Origin of the sequence: Pseudomonas weihenstephanensis, assembly GCF_016812185.1 — a bacterium.
Lineage (GTDB): Bacteria > Pseudomonadota > Gammaproteobacteria > Pseudomonadales > Pseudomonadaceae > Aquipseudomonas > Aquipseudomonas weihenstephanensis.
The window spans coordinates 409,516-430,350 of record NZ_JAAEBV010000003.1; the positions used below are offsets into that span (position 1 = coordinate 409,516).

The 20,835-nt window shown below is 58.4% G+C and carries 14 protein-coding genes and 1 pseudogene; 6 read left to right on the forward strand and 9 right to left on the reverse strand.

The window, feature by feature from the left end; translation table 11 throughout:
• Positions 1–25: 25 nt before the first annotated feature.
• The 6 genes from GYN01_RS12750 to GYN01_RS12775 all read right to left on the reverse strand — a co-directional run bounded on the left by GYN01_RS12750 (position 26) and on the right by GYN01_RS12775 (position 10,799).
• Positions 26–1,531, reverse strand: a complete 1,506-nt coding sequence (locus GYN01_RS12750; protein WP_048401848.1) for an efflux transporter outer membrane subunit — start codon at positions 1,529–1,531, stop codon at positions 26–28.
• Positions 1,528–4,635, reverse strand: coding sequence for an efflux RND transporter permease subunit (locus GYN01_RS12755; protein WP_048365006.1), 3,108 nt, complete (start codon positions 4,633–4,635; stop codon positions 1,528–1,530). Before GYN01_RS12755 ends, GYN01_RS12750 begins: the two co-directional genes overlap by 4 nt.
• Entirely contained in the window at positions 4,632–7,733 is a 3,102-nt protein-coding gene (locus GYN01_RS12760) for an MdtB/MuxB family multidrug efflux RND transporter permease subunit (protein WP_048365007.1), read from the reverse strand. The genes GYN01_RS12755 and GYN01_RS12760 overlap by 4 nt, the downstream gene beginning before the upstream one ends.
• Positions 7,730–9,040 carry an MdtA/MuxA family multidrug efflux RND transporter periplasmic adaptor subunit gene (locus tag GYN01_RS12765; RefSeq protein ID WP_203307246.1) on the reverse strand — a complete coding sequence of 437 codons (1,311 nt, stop codon included), beginning with the start codon at positions 9,038–9,040 and terminating at the stop codon, positions 7,730–7,732. The genes GYN01_RS12760 and GYN01_RS12765 overlap by 4 nt, the downstream gene beginning before the upstream one ends.
• 321 nt (positions 9,041–9,361) lie before the next feature.
• Positions 9,362–9,862: a thiol peroxidase gene (tpx, locus tag GYN01_RS12770; RefSeq protein WP_048401841.1), complete on the reverse strand. Its 501-nt coding sequence runs from the start codon at positions 9,860–9,862 to the stop codon at positions 9,362–9,364.
• 268 nt (positions 9,863–10,130) lie between these two features.
• A complete protein-coding gene (locus tag GYN01_RS12775) occupies positions 10,131–10,799 on the reverse strand; it encodes a DUF3313 domain-containing protein (protein ID WP_203307247.1) in 669 nt (222 codons plus the stop codon).
• Between the two features lie 350 nt (positions 10,800–11,149).
• Between GYN01_RS12775 and ccoN the strand changes: the two genes are divergently transcribed.
• The 3 genes from ccoN (at position 11,150) to tal (ending at position 13,949) form a co-directional block, all read left to right on the forward strand.
• Positions 11,150–12,577 (forward strand): cytochrome-c oxidase, cbb3-type subunit I, encoded by a 1,428-nt coding sequence (ccoN, locus tag GYN01_RS12780; RefSeq protein WP_048365112.1) that lies wholly within the window; start codon positions 11,150–11,152, stop codon positions 12,575–12,577.
• Between the two features lie 56 nt (positions 12,578–12,633).
• Positions 12,634–12,864, forward strand: a complete 231-nt coding sequence (locus GYN01_RS12785) for a hypothetical protein (protein ID WP_048365011.1) — start codon at positions 12,634–12,636, stop codon at positions 12,862–12,864.
• Positions 12,865–13,025: 161 nt separating this feature from the next.
• Positions 13,026–13,949, forward strand: coding sequence for a transaldolase (gene tal, locus GYN01_RS12790; protein ID WP_048401839.1), 924 nt, complete (start codon positions 13,026–13,028; stop codon positions 13,947–13,949).
• Between the two features lie 184 nt (positions 13,950–14,133).
• Here tal and rfaD read toward each other — a convergent pair whose 3' ends face one another.
• Together rfaD and GYN01_RS12800 are read right to left on the reverse strand one after the other, a co-directional pair.
• The gene (gene rfaD / locus GYN01_RS12795) at positions 14,134–15,120 is read right to left on the reverse strand and encodes an ADP-glyceromanno-heptose 6-epimerase (RefSeq protein ID WP_048365013.1); all 987 of its coding nucleotides are present in this window, start codon (positions 15,118–15,120) and stop codon (positions 14,134–14,136) included.
• A 220-nt stretch (positions 15,121–15,340) separates the two neighbouring features.
• Positions 15,341–16,618: a serine/threonine transporter gene (locus GYN01_RS12800; RefSeq protein WP_048365014.1), complete on the reverse strand. Its 1,278-nt coding sequence runs from the start codon at positions 16,616–16,618 to the stop codon at positions 15,341–15,343.
• Positions 16,619–16,844: 226 nt separating this feature from the next.
• Between GYN01_RS12800 and GYN01_RS12805 the strand changes: the two genes are divergently transcribed.
• Complete coding sequence (locus GYN01_RS12805) at positions 16,845–17,375, forward strand: DUF4946 domain-containing protein (protein WP_203307248.1); 531 nt, start codon at positions 16,845–16,847, stop codon at positions 17,373–17,375.
• Positions 17,376–18,007: 632 nt separating this feature from the next.
• Here the strand turns inward: GYN01_RS12805 and GYN01_RS12810 are convergent.
• A pseudogene (locus GYN01_RS12810) lies at positions 18,008–18,160 on the reverse strand (IS5/IS1182 family transposase); the annotation flags it as partial.
• A 127-nt stretch (positions 18,161–18,287) separates the two neighbouring features.
• On the opposite strand from GYN01_RS12810, the gene GYN01_RS12815 reads away from it, so the two are divergent.
• Together GYN01_RS12815 and glgA are read left to right on the forward strand one after the other, a co-directional pair.
• Entirely contained in the window at positions 18,288–18,734 is a 447-nt protein-coding gene (locus tag GYN01_RS12815; RefSeq protein WP_048365019.1) for a DUF411 domain-containing protein, read from the forward strand.
• Between the two features lie 522 nt (positions 18,735–19,256).
• A complete protein-coding gene (gene glgA / locus GYN01_RS12820) occupies positions 19,257–20,834 on the forward strand; it encodes a glycogen synthase GlgA (protein ID WP_048365020.1) in 1,578 nt (525 codons plus the stop codon).
• Position 20,835 lies beyond the last annotated feature (1 nt).

The following is a 20,835-nucleotide window of genomic DNA, read 5'->3' on the forward strand; positions in this document are numbered from 1 at the left end:
CAACCGCTACGCACGAGGCTCATGACTATTGAGCGGCCTTCTCGTTCGCACTCAAGTCGGTGTTGCCATCCCAACCGCCGCCCAGCGCGGTAATCAGATTAACGCTGGCAATCAACCGGCTTTGTTGCAGGTTGAGCACGGTGCGCTCTGCACTCAACGCCGTGGCTTGCACCACGACCACGTCCAGATAGGCAATCAAGCCCGCCTTGTACTGGTTGCTGGTCAAGCGCAACGACTCACGCGCCGAGTCCAGCGCCTGCTGCTGCACCACAGCCTCGTCTTCGAGCACCTTCAACTGCACCAGGTAGTTTTCAACTTCGCGAAAACCATCGAGCACGGTCTGCCGGTATTTGGCGACGGTCTGGTCATACAGCGCTTCATTGCGATCCACTTCGGCCGAACGCTGACCACCATCAAACAGCGGCAAGGCGATTTTGGGCCCCACTGACCAAAAACGGTTCGGCACGCTGATCCAGTCTTCATAGGTACTGCTGCTGTAACCGCCGGACAGGCTCAAGCTCAAATCAGGGTAGTACGCCGCTTTGGCGACCCCTATATTGGCGTTTGCCGCAATGATTGAGCGTTCCGCCGAAGCGATATCCGGGCGCCGCTCCAGCAATTGCGACGGCAAGCTCACAGGAATTTGCGGCAAGGCAGGCACCGCCTGGGTTTCGGCCAGCGCGAAACCTGCGGGCGGTTGCCCGGTGAGCACGGCGATGGCGTTTTCAAACTGGGCGCGCTGCCAGATCAGGTCGATCAGGTTGGCCTGGGTGTTGCGCAGCTGGGTTTGTGCCTGAGCCACGGCATCTTTGCCGGAGATGCCCGCACGGTACTGGTTTTCGCTCATTTTCAGCGAACGCTCATAGGCCACGACGGTGTCTTGCAGCAAGCGTTTTTGTTGGTCGATCACACGCAATTGCAGGTAGTTCTGCACCAGTTCCGACTGTTGACTCAAACGCATGGCCGCCAGATCGGCGAGACTGGCCTCGGCGCTGGCTTCATTGGCTTCCAGGCCCCGGCGCAACTTGCCCCACACATCGGCCTCCCAGCTCACGCCGACCTGCGCGTTCAGCGTGTCCCGAATGCCGCTGCTGGAACTGGTCAGACTGGAGTTGGAGCTGCCGGTGCCCTGGCTGGAACGGGTTTTACCCACGCTCAAGTCGGCACTCGGAAAAAAAGCCCCACGCGCACTGCGCACCAGGGCCTGCGCCTGACGAAACTGGGCTTCGGCCTGCGCAACGGTCTGGTTGGAGCGGTTGAGGGTCTGGACCAGGTCATTGAGCTGCGCGTCGCCATACAGCTCCCACCACGCACCCCGCGCCAAAGCGTCGCTTGGGTTGGCTTGGCGCCAGCCCGCCGCTTCCTTGAACGCCACCGGCGTGGTGGTGTCAGGGCGCTGATAATCCGGGCCAATCGCGCAGGCGTTGAGCAACAGGGTGGACAGCACCAGTGCCAACAGGCGCGAACCGCGTGCCAGCGCCCACGGTTGGGACGACAGAGCCGGTGCAAGGGTAAGCAAACGATGGGTCATAGCGCAGTTTCCAGAGCAGCATCAGTGCGCACGCCGCGCCATTTATTGAAACGATGGCGCGTGCGGTCGAGATAGAGGTAAACCACCGGGGTGGTGTAAAGGGTCAGGATCTGGCTGAAGATCAAACCGCCGATGATGGTCAGGCCCAGCGGTTGACGCATTTCGGCGCCCTCGGCGGTACTGAGCATCAGCGGCAGTGCGCCGAGAATGGCGGCCAGCGTGGTCATCAAAATCGGGCGCAAACGTTGCAAACAGGCGCTACGGATCGACTCCAGCGGGTTCATGCCTGAGTGACGTTCGAGTTGCAGCGCCAGGTCGATCATCAGAATCGCGTTTTTCTTCACCACCCCGATCAGCAAGAACAAACCGAGCAGCGAGATCAGGCTGAACTCTCCGCCCGTGAGGTAGATGCTCAACAACGCCCCGACCCCCGCCGACGGTAAGGTCGAAAGGATGGTTAAGGGGTGAATGTAGCTTTCGTAAAGAATCCCCAGTACCAGGTACACCGCCACCAGCGCGCCAAGAATCATGAACGGCTGACTTTTTTGCGTGTCGGCAAAGGCGTCGCCCGTCCCGGCCATTTTTGCAATCACTTCTTCGGGCAGCCCAAGCTTGGCAATCGCCCGTTCAATGGCCGCAGTGCCCTGCTCCAGCGTGACGCCGGGCGCCATGTCAAACGCGATGGACTCTGACGCAAACTGACCTTCGTGCGAGACGCGATCGTTCTGCAAGCTGTTTTCATAGTGCGCAATCGCCGACAACGGGATGCGCTGGCCCTCGGCCGTAATCACCTGCACCTGATTCAAGGTTTCGGGGTCTTGGGCGTATTTGGGGTTGACCTCCATGACGACTTGATACTGGTTCAGGCTGTCGTAAATGGTAGAAATCTGGCGCTGACTGTAGGCGTTGTTGAGCACGGCAGTGACCATGTCCATGTCCACCCCCAGGCGCTTGGCCTGATCACGGTCGACCACCAGCGTGACTTGCTGCGCGCCACGGCCTTCGCGCGCATCAATGGCGGTCAACTCCGGCAGCGCCTTGAACGCGGCCACGACTTTGGGATACCAGGTGCGCAGTTCGGCGAGGTCGCCACTTTGCAGGATGTAGGCGTATTGCGAACTGGTTTGATCACGTCCGCCGCCAAATTGCAGGTCCTGATCGGCCATCAGCATCAGGCGCCCGCCCGGCACCTTGGGCATGTTTTCACGCAAGCGTTCGATGACTTTTTGCGCCGACACCTTGCGCTCAGACACCGGCTTGAGGCGCACGATCATGAACGCATTGTTGGTGCCGCCGTTACCGCCAATAAAGCCCGCCACGCTTTCTACCGCAGGGTCTGCCAACACCGCCTTGCGAAAGATTTCCATCTTGGGCTGCATCACGCTGAACGACAGGCCATCGTCACCGCGTACAAAACCGATCAACTGCCCGGTGTCCTGCTGCGGCATAAACGTTTTAGGCACCACCACATACAACGCCACGTTGACGCCAATGGTCAGCAGCAGGCTCAACAGCGTCAGGCGTTTGTGCCGCAACACCCAATCCAGGCTGCGCGCATAGCCGCTGACCATGCGCTCGTTGAGGCGTATGCTCCAGCGCTGCATGGCGTTTTCAGTGCCCGGCACGTGAGGCTTGAGCCAGCGTGCGCAGAGCATCGGGGTGAGGGTCAAGGAGACCACCAGCGACACCACAATCGAGGCCGCCAGAGTAATGGAGAACTCGCGGAACAGGCTTTCTACAATCCCGCCCATAAATAGAATCGACAGGAACACCGCCACCAGCGAGACGTTCATCGAGAGCAAGGTAAAACCGACTTCCTTGGCCCCCAGGTACGCGGCTTTCATCGGCGCGATCCCGGCGTCGATATGGCGCGAGATGTTCTCCAGCACCACAATCGCATCGTCGACCACCAGTCCGGTGGCCAGGATCAGCGCCATCAGCGACAGGTTGTTCAGCGAAAAACCGTACAGGTACATGATGGCAAAGGTGCCCACCAACGACACCGGCACCGCCAGCGTCGGGATCAGCGAGGCGCGAAAATTACCCAAAAACAGAAACACCACCAAAATCACCAGCGCCACAGCAATCAGCAAGGTCATTTCGGCTTCGTGCAAGGTGGCTTTGATCACCGGTGAACGGTCCATCGCCACGTTCAGTTGCACACTGGCCGGCAACACCGCTTGCAGCGCTGGCAACTGCGCCTTGATCGCGTTCACGGTTTCAATGATGTTGGCCCCGGCCTGCCGGTTGACCACCAGCAACACCGCCGCATCATTGTTGAAAAAACCACTGTTGTAGCGGTCCTCAACGCTGTCTTTGACCGTGGCCACATGGCTGAGGCGCAACGCGGCGCCATCTTGGTAGCGGATGATCAGCGGTTCGTAATCTTTGGCCTTTTCCAGTTGATCGTTGGCCTGGATCTGCCAGTTATGGTCATCGTCGGACACCGCCCCCTTGGGCCGGCGCACGTTTGCGTTGGCGATGGTGCGACGCACGTCATCCAGCGCGACGCCGTACTGGTTGAGCAGTTGCGGCTCTAACTCGATACGCACGGCAGGCAGCGAACTGCCGCCAATCTGCACCTCTCCAACCCCCGGCACCTGCGACAAACTTTGCGACAGGATGGTCGAGGCCAAGTCGTACAACTGGCCCTTGGACAGCACTTGACTGGTCAGAGACAGCACCATGATGGGCGCTTGCGAGGGGTTGATTTTCTTGTAGGTTGGCATGCTTTTCATGCCACTGGGCAGCAGGTTGCGCGAGGCGTTGATGGCCGCCTGCACTTCGCGCGCGGCGCCGTTGATGTCGCGGTCCTGATCGAACTGCAAAATCACCCGGGTTGAACCCTGGCTTGAGTTGCTGCTCATGGTGTTGACCCCGGCAATCGCACCGAAGGCCCGCTCCAGCGGCGTGGCCACGGTCGACGCCATGACCTCGGGGCTGGCACCCGGCAAGTTGGCCGACACCACAATCACCGGAAAATCCATCTGCGGCAACGGCGACACCGGCAACAGACCAAAACTCACCCCACCCAGCAACATGATTGCCAGGCTCAGCAGCATCGTGGCGACCGGCCGCCGAATAAAAGGCCCGGACAGGTTCATACCGACGCCTGCTCAGGCTGGGCCACATCACCCCGCCAGCGGCGGCCGAGTCGGTCGAAATACAGGTAAATCACCGGGGTAGTGAACAGGGTCAGCACTTGGCTGACCAACAGACCGCCGACCATCACCAGGCCCAAAGGCTGACGCAATTCGGCCCCGGAACCGGTGGCCAGCATCAGCGGCACGGCACCAAACAGGGCCGCCAGCGTGGTCATCAGAATCGGTCGGAAGCGCAGCAGCGCCGCCTGGTAAATCGCCTGCTCGGGGGCCATGCCCTGATTGCGCTCAGCATCGAGGGCGAAGTCGATCATCATGATCGCGTTCTTTTTCACGATACCGATCAGCAGGATGATGCCGATGATGGCGATCATGCCCAGATCGTTGCCACTGAGGATCAGCGCCAACAAAGCCCCGACCGCCGCGGACGGTAAGGTCGAGAGGATGGTAATCGGGTGAATGTAGCTCTCGTACAACACGCCCAGCACGATGTACATGGTCACCACCGCTGCCAGAATCAGCAACAAGGTGCTCGACAGCGAGGCCTGAAACGCTTGCGCCGCACCCTGGAACTGGGTCTGCACACCGACCGGCATGCCGATGTCTTTGCGCACCTGATCGATCAATTCAACGGCCTGCCCCAGCGCCACGCCGGGCGCCAGGTTGAACGAGACCATCACCGAGGGGAATTGGCCGATGTGCGACACGGCCAGTTGCGCCTGGCGCTCTTCAATCCTGGCCAGGTTCGACAACCGAACCTGTCCGCCGTCGGTGGTTTTGACGTGGATCTGGTCCAGCGCCTGCGGGCCGATTTTCTCGCCGTCCTGCGCCTGCAACACCACACGGTATTGGCTGGCCTGCGTGTAGATGGTCGAAATCTGCCGCTGCCCGAACGCGTCATACAGCGCATCCGTGATATTGGCCACCGAAACGCCCAGGCGGGACGCAGCATCGCGATCAATCACCAGGTACACCTGCAAACCTTTGTCTTGCAGGTCGCTGGCGACATCTTTGAGTTCAGGCTGATTGGCCAATGCACTGACCAGCTTCTGGCTCCAGGTGCTGAGCAGCTCGGCATCCGGGGACGACAGGCTGAACTGGTATTGAGTGCGGCTCACACGGTCTTCGATGGTCAAGTCCTGTACCGGCTGCATGAACAAGCGAATACCCACCAATTTGTCGAGCTGCGGTTGCAACCGCGCAATCACCTCGGTCGCGGTTTCACTGCGCTCGCTGTGCGGCTTGAGGTTGATCAGCATGCGCCCACTGTTAAGCGTCGCGTTGTCGCCATCGATGCCGATGTAGGACGACAGGCTCTCAACGTCCGGGTCTTGCAGAATGATTTTGCCCAACGCTTGCTGACGCTGGCTCATGGCACTGAACGAGATGGACTGCGGCGCTTCAGAAATACCTTGGATCACCCCGGTGTCCTGCACCGGAAAGAAGCCCTTGGGCACCACCAGGTACAGGAACACCGTGAGGGCCAAGGTGGCGATGGCGACCAGCAGGGTTAAAGGCTGATGCTTGAGTACCCAGCGCAACATGCGCCCGTATTCGGCAATCATCCAGTCAATACAGGCACCGCTGGCGCGGTAGAACCGACCCTGCTCGGCTTCTTTGGGCTCAGGCTTGAGCAGACGCGCGCACATCATCGGCGTCAGGGTCAGCGAGACCACCAGCGAGATCAGAATCGCCACCGCCAGGGTGATGGCGAACTCGCGGAACAAACGCCCGACCACGTCCGCCATAAACAGCAGCGGGATCAGCACAGCAATCAGTGACAGCGTCAACGAAATCAGGGTGAAGCCAATTTGTTTGGCGCCCTTGAGCGCTGCCTGCATCGGGCTGTCGCCTTCCTCGATATAGCGCGAGATGTTTTCCAGCATGACGATGGCGTCATCCACCACGAAGCCGGTGGCAATGGTGAGCGCCATCAAGGTCAGGTTGTTGATCGAGAAACCGGCCAGGTACATCACGCCAAACGTACCGACCAATGACAGCGGCACGGCAATCGAAGGAATGATCGTGGCACTGGCGCGCCGCAGGAACAGGAACGTCACCATCACCACCAGCGCAATGGCAATCAGCAGTTCATGCTGCACATCGCGCACCGAGGCGCGGATGGTTTGCGTGCGGTCGGTCAGCACGGTCACATCGATACCGGCGGGCAGGTTGTCGGTGATGCTCGGCAGCAGCGCTTTAATGCGGTCCACCACCTCAATCACGTTGGCGCCCGGCTGGCGCTGAATATTGAGCAACACCGCCTGGTTCTCATTGGCCCACGCGGCGAGACGTTCGTTCTCGGCACCGTCGACTATTTCGGCCACATCCTTGAGGCGCAATGGCGCGCCATTGTTGTAGGCGAGAATCAGCTCGGCGTATTCCTGCGGGGTTTTGAGCTGATCGTTGGCATCGAGCATCGAGACCCGGGTCGGACCGTCAAAGTTACCCTTGGGCTGGTTGACGTTAGAGGCGCCGATCAAGGTGCGCACATCGGCCAGGTTCAAACCATTGGCCGCCAGCGCCTGCGGGTTGACCTTGATCCGCACCGCCTGGCGTTGCCCGCCCGCAATGCTGACCATGCCGACGCCGCTGATCTGTGCGATTTTCTGCGCCATGCGCGTGTCGACCAGGTCGTTGAGCTTGGGCAACGGCATGGTTTTGGAACTGATGGCCAAGGTCAGTACCGGCGTGTCCGCCGGGTTGACCTTGTTGTACACCGGTGGTGCTGGCAGATCGCTCGGCAGCAAGTTGCTGGCAGCGTTGATCGCGGCCTGCACCTGTTGCTCGGCGACATCCATGTTGATGTCCAGGTTGAAGCGCAAGGTCAACACCGACGCGCCGCCGGAACTGGTGGAGGCCATTTGCGTCAGCCCCGGCATTTGCCCGAACTGACGCTCCAATGGCGCCGTTACGGCGCTGGTCATGACGTCCGGGCTGGCACCGGGGTACAGCGTCATCACGCGGATAGTCGGGTAGTCCACCTGAGGCAGAGCCGATACCGGCAACAAGCGGTAGGCGATGATCCCGGACAGCACGATGGCCAGCATGCACAGCGTGGTAGCGACCGGACGCAGGATAAACAGCCGCGACAGATTCATTCGTGGGCCTTGGTCTTGGCAGTGTCTGTAGCCTGCGCAGTACCGGCATCGGCATCGGCCCCGCCTTGCAGGTGCGAAGCAGGCGTGGCAGGCACTTGAGCGCTGTCATTGACCACTTCGACCGCCCCGCCATCACGCAGACGGTCGGTGCCTTCGAGCACCACGCGATCACCTGCCGCCAGGCCCTCTTCAATGACGCTCACGTCACCGTCAGTGGCCCCCACTTTAATGTGGCGAATCTTGACTTTGTCGTCGCCCTCCAGCGCGTACACAAACGAGCCATCCGTGCCGAACTGAATGGCCGCCGACGGGGCCAGCACTACATCCTTCAAGGTGTCGGCCAGCAAGCGCACGCTGACAAACTGATTGGGGAACAGGACTTGATCACGGTTCTCGAACAGCGCCTTGAATTTCAGGGTGCCGGTGGTGATATCAATCTGGTTATCGATGCTGCTCAACACCCCGACCGCCAGCTCTTTGCGATCGCCTCGATCCCACGCCTGCACCGGCAGTTTTGCGCCTGAGCGATAGCGGGCAAGCACCCGTGCCAGATCGGTTTCGGGCAAGGTAAAACTCACCACGATAGGCTCGGTCTGGGTGATGACCACCAAGGCTGTGGTGTCATTGGCCGCGACCAGGTTGCCGACATCCAGTTGGCGCAGACCCACACGACCACTGATCGGGGCGCGAATCTTGGTGAATTCAAGGTTGAGCTTGGCGTCGTTGACCGCTGCCTGATTGGTTTTGACCGTGCCCTGATATTGGCTGACCAACGCTTCAGCGGTGTCCAGGGTTTGCTTGGCGATGCTGTCTTCGGCGTACAGGCCGCGGTAGCGCTGCACATCGACCTGAGCGTTTTTCAATTGGGCCTGGTTCTGCAACAACGTACCTTCTGCTTGCAGCAATGCGTTCTGATAGCTGCGCGGGTCGATTTCAGCCAGCAACTCCCCCGCTTTGACCATCTGCCCTTCTTTGAAGTACACCTTGACCAACTCTCCCCCCACCCGACTGCGCACATTGATCGTGTTCAGCGCCGTCACGGTGCCCAGTGCCTTGTAGAACACCGGGAAGTCCCCGCGCTTCACTTCAGAGACCCTGACCGGCACGGCCTGCGTGGAGCCGCCAAAACCTGGGCGCATCATCCCCGACTTACCGGTATGCCCGGCAGGCTGGGCCGCCTGCTGGTTTTTCGAGGCTGAAGGCCACAGCCACCAGCACAGGCCAATGACAATCAACAGGAGCAAAAGGCCAACCAGCCAGCGACGGGGTTTGTGTGAAACAGAGGATTGCATGGAGTGATCAACCATTAGGCACGAGGGCTTGAATTCGAGAAGGCTGAACGATAAGCAGTGTGGGCCGTTAAGAAAAGGCTCTTTACCGGGTATTTACGTTAACGGGGTGTCTGGAGCGGGTTTAAGGGCTAAATAAGCCCAAGACGTGTAGCCACTGTCGAGTGGCGAGGCTGCGATCGAGGGCTAAGCAGATGTAAATACTGAGAGCGTGATGGGTCTGAAACACCGGACACAAGGGTTTACGACGGCTGGGTTGTCTCGCGTCGCCGGTCAGCGCATGCGAAAAAAAACGGCCCGGCAATCAATGCCGGGCCGTTTTAGGTGAAGCGCCGAGGCTTACTTCAAAACAGCCAATACGGCTTCGTAGTTCGGCTCTTCAGCGATCTCTTCAACCAGCTCGCTGTGCAGCACGTTGTCGTTTTCATCCAGCACCACAACAGCACGGGCTGTCAGGCCTTTCAACGGACCGTCAGCAATGGCCACGCCGTAGTTTTTGATGAACTCTGCACCACGCAGGGTGGACAGGTTTTTAACGTTTTCCAGACCTTCAGCGCCACAGAAACGCGCTTGAGCGAATGGCAGGTCGGCCGAGATGCACAGCACAACGGTATTGGCCAGGTTGCTGGCCTGCTCGTTGAACTTACGCACCGACGTCGCGCACGTCGGGGTATCAACGCTTGGAAAAATGTTCAGCACTTTGCGTTTACCGGCAAAGCTGGCCAGCGTTACATCGGACAAATCACCCGCAACCAACGAGAACGCAGGTGCCTTGGCGCCTACTGCTGGCAGGTCGCCGTTGACTTGAACAGGGTTGCCTTTAAGCGTCACTTGAGCCATGAACGATGTCCTTCTTAACAGTTTTTGAAGAGGCCGAAGTTAAACACGAAACATTCTGCTGACCTATGCCCTACCTGCAAAATGTCATGCTGAACATCACATTAAGACGATTCTTAACATTATTCAGACAAATTCTTACAGGCACACACAGCCTCATTGACGCGTTATCTAGGGGCCATCGCGCAAAAAACGGCCAAAGGATTGCTACTGGCGTCATGGAAAGAGGCGAGCGCACCTCGCCCCTGTAAAGGGTGGATGGTGCAACGCTTTACTTCTTCAGTTTCAAATACGACTGATGCAGGTCGCAGGCCCAGCCATCGATCACATTCTTCACATCATCGGCCTTCATGACCTGGCTGTCGTTTTCCAGCGGTTTGCCCGTGCCTTTGCGCACCACTTGCGCCACCACATCCTGGGTTCTGCCGTCGATAAACACGGCCTCTGTCGCCAAGTCGGTTTCCTGATCACGAATACCCGAAGCGGTGCTCACGGCGGCCGCCACCAACGCCACCGGGATCAACTCGTACGGCTTGAGACTTTCAGTCTTGCTGCTGACCGCCGTGATTGCCGGGCGAACCACTATCACGCCGGGCCCCGGTGCGCTGGCCAAGGGTAACGATTTGCTCAGCTCACGCTTGAGTGCCTGATCGTAGTAATGGGTGATGGCCGTGAGGGTGCTTTGCGGAATTTTTGCGGTGGGTTGTGGCGCTGGATAGAACTGGCTGGGTTCGATATAGACGCTGGTGAACTGGTTAACGTTGAGCTTGGGGTCAACCCAGCGCATGACATCAGCGCCAGAGGGCGATTTTGCTTCTTTGAGACGGCTGTAGTCCTTCAAAAAACCGGAGTATTCATCCGGTTGCGCAACATTGCTTGAACAACCGCCCAGCCCAAGCGAGGCGAGGCATAGCGCACCAATCATTAAGCCCAACTTCATGATGAAACTCCTGTAGAAAGCGCAACCGCATGCACACGGTATTTAAGGTATAGACAAGCCCTGAGCAGCCGTCGCTGATTCGCCGTGCACGTCGTAGCAGGTGTGATCCAGCGCCCATTTATCACGCGCACGCTCTGAGCCTGCGTCAATACGGCGCAGAGCATTCAAAAAATCAGTAAATATCCAAAAAGCAGATCAGATAGCGATTCAAAGCTTTAAAACAGCCTTTATATCTGATCCGTATAATTTAACTTTTTCTGGATCTGTTTTGTTATGCGCAGGGTTTCTAAAGTTCAACCTGCGCCAGACCACGAGGTCTGGCATGACTTTGAACCGTGGAAGACTTGAGCATGAGCACAGCACTAAACGGGCAGGCCTATAACTATAAGGTCGTGCGCCAATTCACCATCATGACGGTGGTGTGGGGCGTTATCGGCATGGCCATGGGGGTGTGGATTGCCTCTCAACTGGCTTGGCCCGCCATGAACCTCGACCTGCCCTGGACCACATTCGGCCGCTTACGGCCGCTGCACACCAGCCTGGTGATTTTCGGTTTTGCCGGCAGCGCACAATTTGCCGCCAGCTACTACGCCGTGCAGCGCACCTGCCAGGTACGGCTGTTCTCCGACAAACTGGCCGCGTTTACGTTTTGGGGCTGGCAATCGGTGATTGTGATCATGTTGGTCACCCTGCCACTGGGTTACACCACCACCAAGGAGTACGCCGAAATCGAGTTCACCGGCGCGGTGTGGTTAACCGTGGTGTGGGTGGCCTACGCCATCGTATTTTTTACCACCGTGGTCAAACGCAAGACCAAGCATATCTATGTCGGCAACTGGTTCTTCGGTGCCTTCATTCTGGTCATTGCCATGCTGCACGTGGTCAACCACTTGGCGATTCCAGTGGACTGGTTCAAGTCATACCCGGTGTACGCGGGCGCGACGGATGCCATGGTGCAGTGGTGGTACGGGCACAACGCCGTGGGCTTCTTCCTGACTACCGGCTTCCTGGGCATGATGTACTACTTCGTGCCCAAACAAGTCGGCCGCCCGATTTACTCCTATCGCTTGTCCATCGTGCATTTCTGGGCCTTGATTACCCTCTACATCTGGGCCGGTCCGCACCACCTGCACTACACCGCCCTGCCTGACTGGGCGCAATCGCTGGGCATGGCCATGTCGATCATCCTGCTGGCCCCCAGCTGGGGCGGCATGATCAACGGCATGATGACCTTGTCGGGCGCCTGGCATAAGTTGCGCACCGACCCGATCCTGCGCTTTCTGGTGCTGTCACTGGCGTTCTACGGCATGTCGACCTTTGAAGGCCCGATGATGGCCATCAAAACGGTGAATGCCTTGTCCCACTACACCGACTGGACCATCGGCCACGTGCATGCCGGGGCCTTGGGCTGGGTGGCGATGATCACCTTTGGCGCGGTGTATCACATGATCCCCAAACTGTATGGCCGCGAGCAGATGTACAGCGTGGCGCTGATTAACCTGCATTTCTGGCTGGCCACCATCGGCACCGTGCTGTACATCGCCTCGATGTGGGTCAACGGCATCACCCAGGGCTTGATGTGGCGCGCCATCAACGATGACGGCACGTTGACCTACTCGTTTGTGGAATCGTTGCAAGCCAGCCACCCGGGCTTCGTGGTGCGACTGGTGGGAGGCGTGTTCTTCCTCACCGGCATGCTGCTGATGTCCTACAACGTGTGGCGCACTGTGCGCGTTCCTGACTTCAAAAAAGCCGAGTTGTCAGCGCAAATCGCCTGACCCACACACCGCGCAAACCCTACGGCTTGCGCGGTGCTTAACAAGGAGTTTCAGAGATGATTGATATCGCCTTGAACATGGCGGCCGTGACCAGCCTCTATTTCGCGATCAGTTGGTGTTTGAAGCATCAAACCGAGCGCGACATCGACGAAGCCAGCCTGATCCCCTTCGCGGACGACCCGCAAGTGGCACGCCGGGTTGAAGAGGCCACGGGCAAAACCATCAATGCCGTACAGATGAGCGAAGAGCCTGTGCGCACATCGGGTCAGGGCACGCTGAAGTTCTAAAAAGCCTGTTCGAAAGGGATCTAATGGCGCGTGCGCGCACACACTGGTTGCATAACCCACGTCTTGAGCGGCATGCTGCCAGACCTGATGTTTAGCGAACTTTTGATCGACGACGCACTCAATCTTCACAGCCATTAATACTTTTCGGACAGAGCACGCTCATGACTTCCAAGCTGGAACAACTCAAGCAGTTCACCACCGTGGTCGCAGACACCGGCGACCTCGACGCGATTACCCGTCTTAAACCCGTAGACGCCACCACCAACCCTTCCCTGCTGCTCAAGGCTGCGGCCATGCCCGGCTATGCCGAACTGCTGCAAAGTGCCATAAGCCACGCGAAGGGTGATGTCGGCCTGGCCTGCGACCACTTCGCGGTGTCTGTGGGTAGCGGTATCTTGAACGTGATTCCGGGCCGTATTTCGACAGAAGTCGATGCACGCCTGTCGTTTGATGAACCTGCCCTGCTGCAAAAAGCCAATCAACTGATCGAGCTGTACGACAAAGCCGGTGTAGGCCGCGATCGCGTGCTGATCAAACTGGCCTCGACCTGGGAAGGTATCCGCGCAGCTGAAAAGCTGGAAAAAGCCGGGATTCAAACCAACCTGACCCTGCTGTTCTCGTTTGCCCAAGCGGCCGCCTGCGCTGACGCCGGAGTGTTTTTGATCTCCCCCTTCGTAGGCCGTATTTACGACTGGTACAAAAAATCCACCGGGATTGACTACACCGGTTCCGATGATCCGGGCGTGCAGTCCGTGACCCGCATCTACAACTACTACAAAGCCAATGACTACAACACCGTGGTCATGGGCGCGAGCTTTCGCAACCTCAACCAGATCGAGCAGTTGGCCGGTTGCGACCGCCTGACCATCAGCCCGGACCTGATCGAAAAACTGGCGCAAGAGCAAGGCACGCTGGCGCGTAAACTGAGCCCAGGCAATGGCGGCGAGCCGCGCCTGATCCTCAACGAAGCGCAGTTCCGTTGGGCCTCCAACGAAGACGCGATGGCCACTGAAAAACTGGCAGAAGGCATCCGCCAGTTCGCCCGTGACCAAGAGAAGCTGGAAGCGCTGTTGTCGGGTAAATAACCCACAACGCCCACAGGCTGCGGCTGCATGTTACGCAGCAGTTGCCGAAGGCGACGTTCGATTGCGAAGCGCTGGCAAACCCCTGACGCGGTGTCTCAGAGGCACCGTGTCAAGGAATTAGCGAGCGCTTCGCCTCAACGGCTACACGTTTTACATGCGCGATCGTTGGCCGGTCACAGGGCTTCTACCGGTTTATCGTGCCGATATAGCGCTGCACCCCCTCCTCTAGCGTCAACATCGGCTCGCGATACCCCGCTTCACGCAGTTGAGTGAGATCGGCACAGGTGTACACCTGGTATTTGCCCTTCAAACTGTCGGGAAATTCGCAGTAGCGCAGCACCCCTTCGAGCAACGCAGTTTCCAGGGTCAAGGGTGGCCGATCCTCAGCCGCACGCAGGCTGTTAATCGTTGCCAAGGCCAGATCATTGAATGAGCGCGCGCGCCCTGTGCCCACATTGAAAATACCGCCGGTGTGCGGATGGTCCAGCCAGTGCAGATTGACCTTGACCACATCCTGCACCGACACAAAGTCGCGCAAATGCCCCCCCGCCGGGTAGTTGCCGTATTCGCCAAACAACTCAACAAACCCGCGCTCGCGATACTGGTTGACGCAGTGCCACACCATCGACGCCATGCGCCCTTTGTGCTGTTCGCGCGGGCCGTACACGTTGAAGTAGCGCACACCGACAATCTGACTGCGCGCCCTGGGCAGTAACTGGCGTACCTGTTGGTCAAACAGGCTCTTGGACCAACCGTACACATTGAGCGCGCGTTCACACTCACGCACTTCGCGAAAGTCCGTACCAGAGCCATACACCGCCGCCGACGAGGCATACACCAACGGGACGGACTGATCCTGACAGGCTTGCAGCAGGTCACAGCTGTAACGGTAGTTGTTGTCCATCATCAAGCGACCGTCATGCTCAACCGTGCTGGAGCACGCGCCCTGATGCAGCACCGCGCGCACGTCTCCGAGCTGGCGATCGGCAAAGCGTTGCACAAAGTCACGTTTGTCGAAGTAGTGCGCGATGTCACAGTCCGCCAGGTTGCGGCACTTGTCGCCATCGGTCAGATCATCCACCGCAATGATGTCGCGCTCACCGCGCAGATTGAGGGCTTTTACCAGGTTGCTGCCGATAAACCCGGCCGCACCGGTCACGATGATGCTCATCCAGGACCTCCTGCTGCTGCATGGAAGGTTTAAGCCTATGCCTGTGTGGGGGCGCACTCTTGATGCGGATCAATGCTCTTTGACGCGGGCAAACGCTGAAGTGACGTACGGCACGTTGACCGCGCTGGCACAGCTCAAGGCCGGTACGGATGGCGAAGGGAGAGGATTGCGGGGGTTCACAGGCGGTCGCCGCACAGTCAGGCGACGACCGCTACAGGGATCAAGGAATCAGCGAGTAAACCAGCGACGAAATCGCGATTAGCCCCACCAGCGTCACGAAGACGTTGGAAATTTTGCCCGAATACTTGCGCATGGACGGCACCCGGCGGATGGCGTACATCGGCATCAGGAACAGGATGGCCGCAATCACCGGGCCGCCGAGGGTTTCGATCATCACCAGAATGCTTGGGTTCAGCGTCGCCACCGCCCAGCACACGATCAGCATGAACGCGGCGGTCATGCGGTCCAGGTTTTTGGCTGCCGGACGCTTGCCGGTTTTGAGTACCAGACCTTTAAGCCCTTCGCTGGCACCGATGTAATGACCCAGGAACGATTTGGCAATCGCGACAAAGGCAATCAGCGGCGCAGCAAACGCAATGGTCGGGTTACTGAAGTGGTTGGCCAGGTAGGACAGGATCGACAGGTTCTGAGCCTTGGCTTCGGCCAGCTGTGCAGGCGACAGGGTCAGCACGCAACTAAATACAAAGAACAACACCATCGCCACCATCAGCAGGTGGGCGCGGGACAGGATCTGTGAGCTGCGCTCGTCGGCGTTTTCACCGTAGCGGCGCTTTTGATCGACAGCAAAGGCCGAGATAATCGGCGAATGGTTAAACGAAAACACCATCACCGGAATCGCCAGCCACAGCGTGTGCAGGAACGTCGAAGGCTCTGGCAACGTGCTGGCCGTGCTCAGAATGCCGCCGTTCCAGTGAGGAATGAGAAACACCGCCAAAAACAGCAACGCCACGATAAACGGGTAGACCATCATGCTCATGGCCTTGACGATCACTTGCTCGCCGCAGCGCACCACAATCAACAGACCGAGGATCAATACCAGCGACAAGAGTGCCCGTGGCGGGGGCGTGATCGACAGTTGGTTGAGCATGAAACTGCTCACCGTATTGGTCAGCGCCACGCTGTAAATGAGCAGGATGGGAAAGATGGCCAGAAAGTACAGCAGCGTAATGACTGCGCCAGCCTTGAGGCCGAAGTGTTCTTCTACCACGTCCGTGATGTCAGAACCCTCACGCCCGGAGAGCACGAAGCGGGTCAAGCCACGGTGCGCATAAAAGGTCATGGGGAACGCCAACAGCGCCAGAATCAATAGCGGCCAAAAGCCGCCAAGCCCGGCGTTGATCGGCAAAAACAAGGTACCTGCGCCAATGGCTGTGCCAAACAGGCCCAGCATCCAGGTGGTGTCTTGGCGGTTCCAGCGAGTGAGTGTCGCGGGTGTCTCGTCGAAACGTTCGTCGACGCTATTAGCCTGGTCATTCATCCGGTCGAATCTCCGCTAGCCGGTCGTTACCACGCGGCCGGGGCGGACAAAACACACCTTACAGACAACGCCCCAGCCATAAGAAGGGCGCGATTGTCCGGGATTAGACATAAGAAGCAAAGGCCTAGCTGAGCAAAGGTGAAAAACATCTGGCAGAGCAAAGCAATACATGGACACCTATTGATACAATCTGCCAGTCAAAAAACGCCCATAAGGCTCGCTCCCCATGACTGTTTTACAGCGCTGTAGTGCATTGATCGGACTCCTCTGTACGTTCGGGTTAACGCCGGCTTGGGCCGATTCGACCCAAATCACCTGGCCCGGGGGCTGGGAGGTACAAGCGGTACCGCCTGCACCAGACGACAATGGCCAGCGCCAGCGCGCGGTGAAAAATGACGCCAACGGCGACCCTTTGATGGTCATGGAGCTGACCCAGACCACCTTGGCACCCGAGCATCAGGTCAACATGAACGCTGTGTTGCTGCAAATGCGTAAAACCTTGCAGCAAAACTTCGCCAAAGGCGGCTATCAGAGCGTGTGCAATAAAATCCACGCCAGCACGCTGGGCGGTCTGGATGCGCTGGAGACCACCTGCAAAATCACGCAGAACGGCAATCATCTGATGACCCAGACCCTGGTAGCCGCCACCCGGGGCAGCCACGCTTATGCGCTGTCCTACGCAGGCCCGGCGGACGGTTACAAAGCCGTTAAGCCTGAAGTTCAGGGCATTCGAGCCAGTTTGCGTTTCGCGCCCTGACCCTCAGGGCACCCGCACCACTTGGCACTCACCCCTTGATTGACGTCGGCATAGCTGAGCAGCCCCTGGTCAAGGGCAACCGTTTTCAGCTGCTGAGGGACTGGCAGCCCTCGTTGAGCTTGATGTGAGGCCGCTTGGGCATCGTGGGCTCCTGCTTTTGATGGTCGCGGACTTTACTGAATCTCAACGCCGGTGGCATTCAAATGGGTTTCAGCTGATTTCGTACAGAGCCTAAAGACAAACACCCCAACAGGGTTTAACCGTCTTGGGGTGTTCGAGGTCAATACCATTCACGCGTGGGACCGCTGCGGACGGCCCTTGCATTCATGATTTCGTAAAAGCGCTCGTCCAAGGGGTCCACGTGAAGTTATTAATATTTGCATTAATCTCAGCGGCCCGTTCTGACTCGTAACAGCCGTTATTGCCCAACGCCCCGGTTCCCCCACAAATGACCGTGTTCATGTCGTCTAAATCGAGTGACTCAAGGCCTTGGGCCCAAAACCGCTGCATGATGCTCACTTTTCCGCCAGCCGATGTCAGGTTAGAAGTGGCTGTCGCAGGAGCGAGCCACATCGTAGCTACAGATACTTGAGTTCGGTTTTGCTTAGTGAACATTCATAGGTGTAGGCAGGTTCGACGATCAACCTCCGTTTACGCCCCTTCACTTTTTTGCCTGCACCGTAGCTGTTGTCACCGCCTTGGGGAGAACTGCGGGTCGATTGTGAATCCACGACAGCCGCTGACGGGCTGTCAACGCGTTCTAACCGCTCGCGCCATTGAGCCCGATAACAAAACAACCCCCCCAACCTGACAAAACTGTCATCCAGCCCTCAGTTGACTGACAGCCATCGTCAGCCAAACTGGCAATTTCCCAAGGCTGCATGTACGCCTTTTTACGGACAGAGGACCTCAATGAACACCCCATTACGTATTGCTGCACTCACCGCCTTGCTGCTCAGCGCCACGGCGCAAGCCGCCGAGCAATTGAGTATTGATGTTCACCGCGACGCCAACTGCGGGTGCTGCAAGGCCTGGATTTCACACCTGGAAACGAACGGTTTCAAGGTCAATGACCACGTAGAAACCGACATGAGCAGTGTTAAGCAGCGCCTTGGCGTCGAGCCTCGACTGGCTTCGTGCCATACCGGGGTGATCAATGGCAAGTTTGTAGAAGGTCACGTGCCTGCTGACCAAGTGGTGGCCCTGACTAAGCGCAACGATTTAAAAGGCATTGCCGTGCCGGGCATGCCGATGGGCTCACCGGGCATGGAGATGGGTGATCGCAAGGATGCCTATCAAGTGATTGGCCTGAGCAACGATGGCCACGATGTGGTGGTTGCTCAATACCCCGGTCATTGATCACCCCCCTGCGTAGGGGCGAGTTAGCTCGCTCCTACAGTCCCGATTGACGCGCGAACAACCAAACGTTCTGTATAAGTCCAAATCGTTCTAAGCCTTGCTTGGATCTCTCACCGTTTCCTTGGTAGAACTCACGTCATCGCCCCGCGATAGGCCCTGAATCGCACCGTTTCCTCTCTGACTGCACCTCGTTGGCGCATCCAAAACAATCAGAGAAAAAATTCCCACACATTTTGTCTGTTTAAACGCCGCTGAGTAGCTTCTCTCCTACACTCAAGCAGCTTGAAATCTGACTTCAAAGCCGAGTCATTTAAAACGAACCTTCTGCGTCTGCGTCGGGTCAGCTTAAAAAGAGGGTCTGCGTTATCGGGTGCAATTCTTGCAGCGCCGTCCTCACCCACGACGTATGTGGGATGCCATCAAGCGCTTTACCCAGTTTAGGCATGTAGTGCCTGCCCACAGGATGTGAGTAATAGCCCGGCCACAGGTCGAGGCCGATCAATAAATACAAGGGGGAACATCATGATCAGTGCTGCTGCACCACACCCACACAATTGCCTCACTACCCTGGTTAATGAGGTGATCGCCGCTGCGGGCCAAACCCCGGCAGGTAAAGCAGCAGTGCCCATAGCGCCTGAAATCCCCAACAACCCCAACAAAAAGAAAGTCCTGTTTGTGACCTCCGAGCTGGCCGATCTGGTTAAAACCGGCGGCTTGGGCGATGTGTCCGCCGCCCTGCCGCGTGCCATGCGCCATTTGCATGATGTGCGGGTGCTGATTCCGGGCTACCCGCAGGTGATCAACAGCGATAACCCGATCCATATTATTGGTGAGCTGGGCGGGCATGCCGCACTGCCAGCGTGCAAGATCGGGCGCATGGACTTGAAAGACGGGCTGGTGATTTATGTACTGATCTGCCCCGAACTGTATGAGCGCGAAGGCACGCCGTATGGCGCCAATAACGGTCGCGACTGGCCCGACAATCACATCCGTTTTGCGCGACTGGGCCTGGCCGCCGCCGACATTGCCGCCAACCTGGCGCAAATCCATTGGCAGCCCGATCTGGTGCACGCCCACGACTGGCCAGCCGGGCTGGCCCCCGCCTACATGCATTGGCGTGGTCAACGCACCCCCACTCTGTTCACGATTCACAACCTCGCCTATCAGGGCGTGGTCAGCCTGGCCTGCTGCCCGGAGCTGGGCATCCCCTCCCACGCCCTGCAACAGGAAGGCATGGAGTTCTACGGCAAACTGTCGTTCCTCAAGGCAGGCATGGCGTATGCCAGCCACATCACCACCGTCAGCGCCACGTATGCGCAAGAAATCACCACCCCGGCCTTTGGCTGCGGACTGGATGGCTTTTTGCACAGCAAGACCCAGCAAGGCCTGCTCAGCGGCATCCCCAACGGGATAGACGAGACATGGGAGGCCGCGAGCGATCCGCATCTGGTGGCACCCTTTTCAATCGGTGAATGGCAAGGCAAAGCCATCAACGCCAATCATGTGCGCACGTTGTTCGGCCTCAAACCATCCAAAGGCCCTCTGTTCGCTGTAGTCTCGCGCCTGGTGTATCAAAAAGGCCTGGACCTGACGCAAGGTGTGGCCGCGTACATCGTGGCCAACGGCGGGCAAATCGCAATCATTGGCCGCGGCGAGCCAGAAGAAGAACAGGCCATGCGCGAACTGGCGTTGCGTTTTCCCGGCCAGATCGGCGTGCGCATCGGGTTTAATGAGACCGATGCACGGCGCATGTTTGCCGGCAGCGATTTCCTGTTGATGCCTTCACGCTACGAACCCTGCGGCCTGAGCCAAATGTACGCGCAGCGCTATGCCTCTTTGCCAGTCGCACGCAATACCGGCGGGCTGGCAGACACCATCGAAGACGGGATCACCGGGTTTCTGTTTAACGAATCCAGCGTGCAGAGCTACGAACAGGCCTTGGGCCGGGCGTTCAAAGTGTTCGCCTTTCCCGGCCTACTGAACGCCATGCGTTGCCGCGCCATGTCAGCCCCGTTTAACTGGTGCCAGGCGGTAGAACCCTACGCGCAGCTCTATGAACAACTGGTGCTCAAATCGCTGACCCGCGTGGGCAAACCCTGAC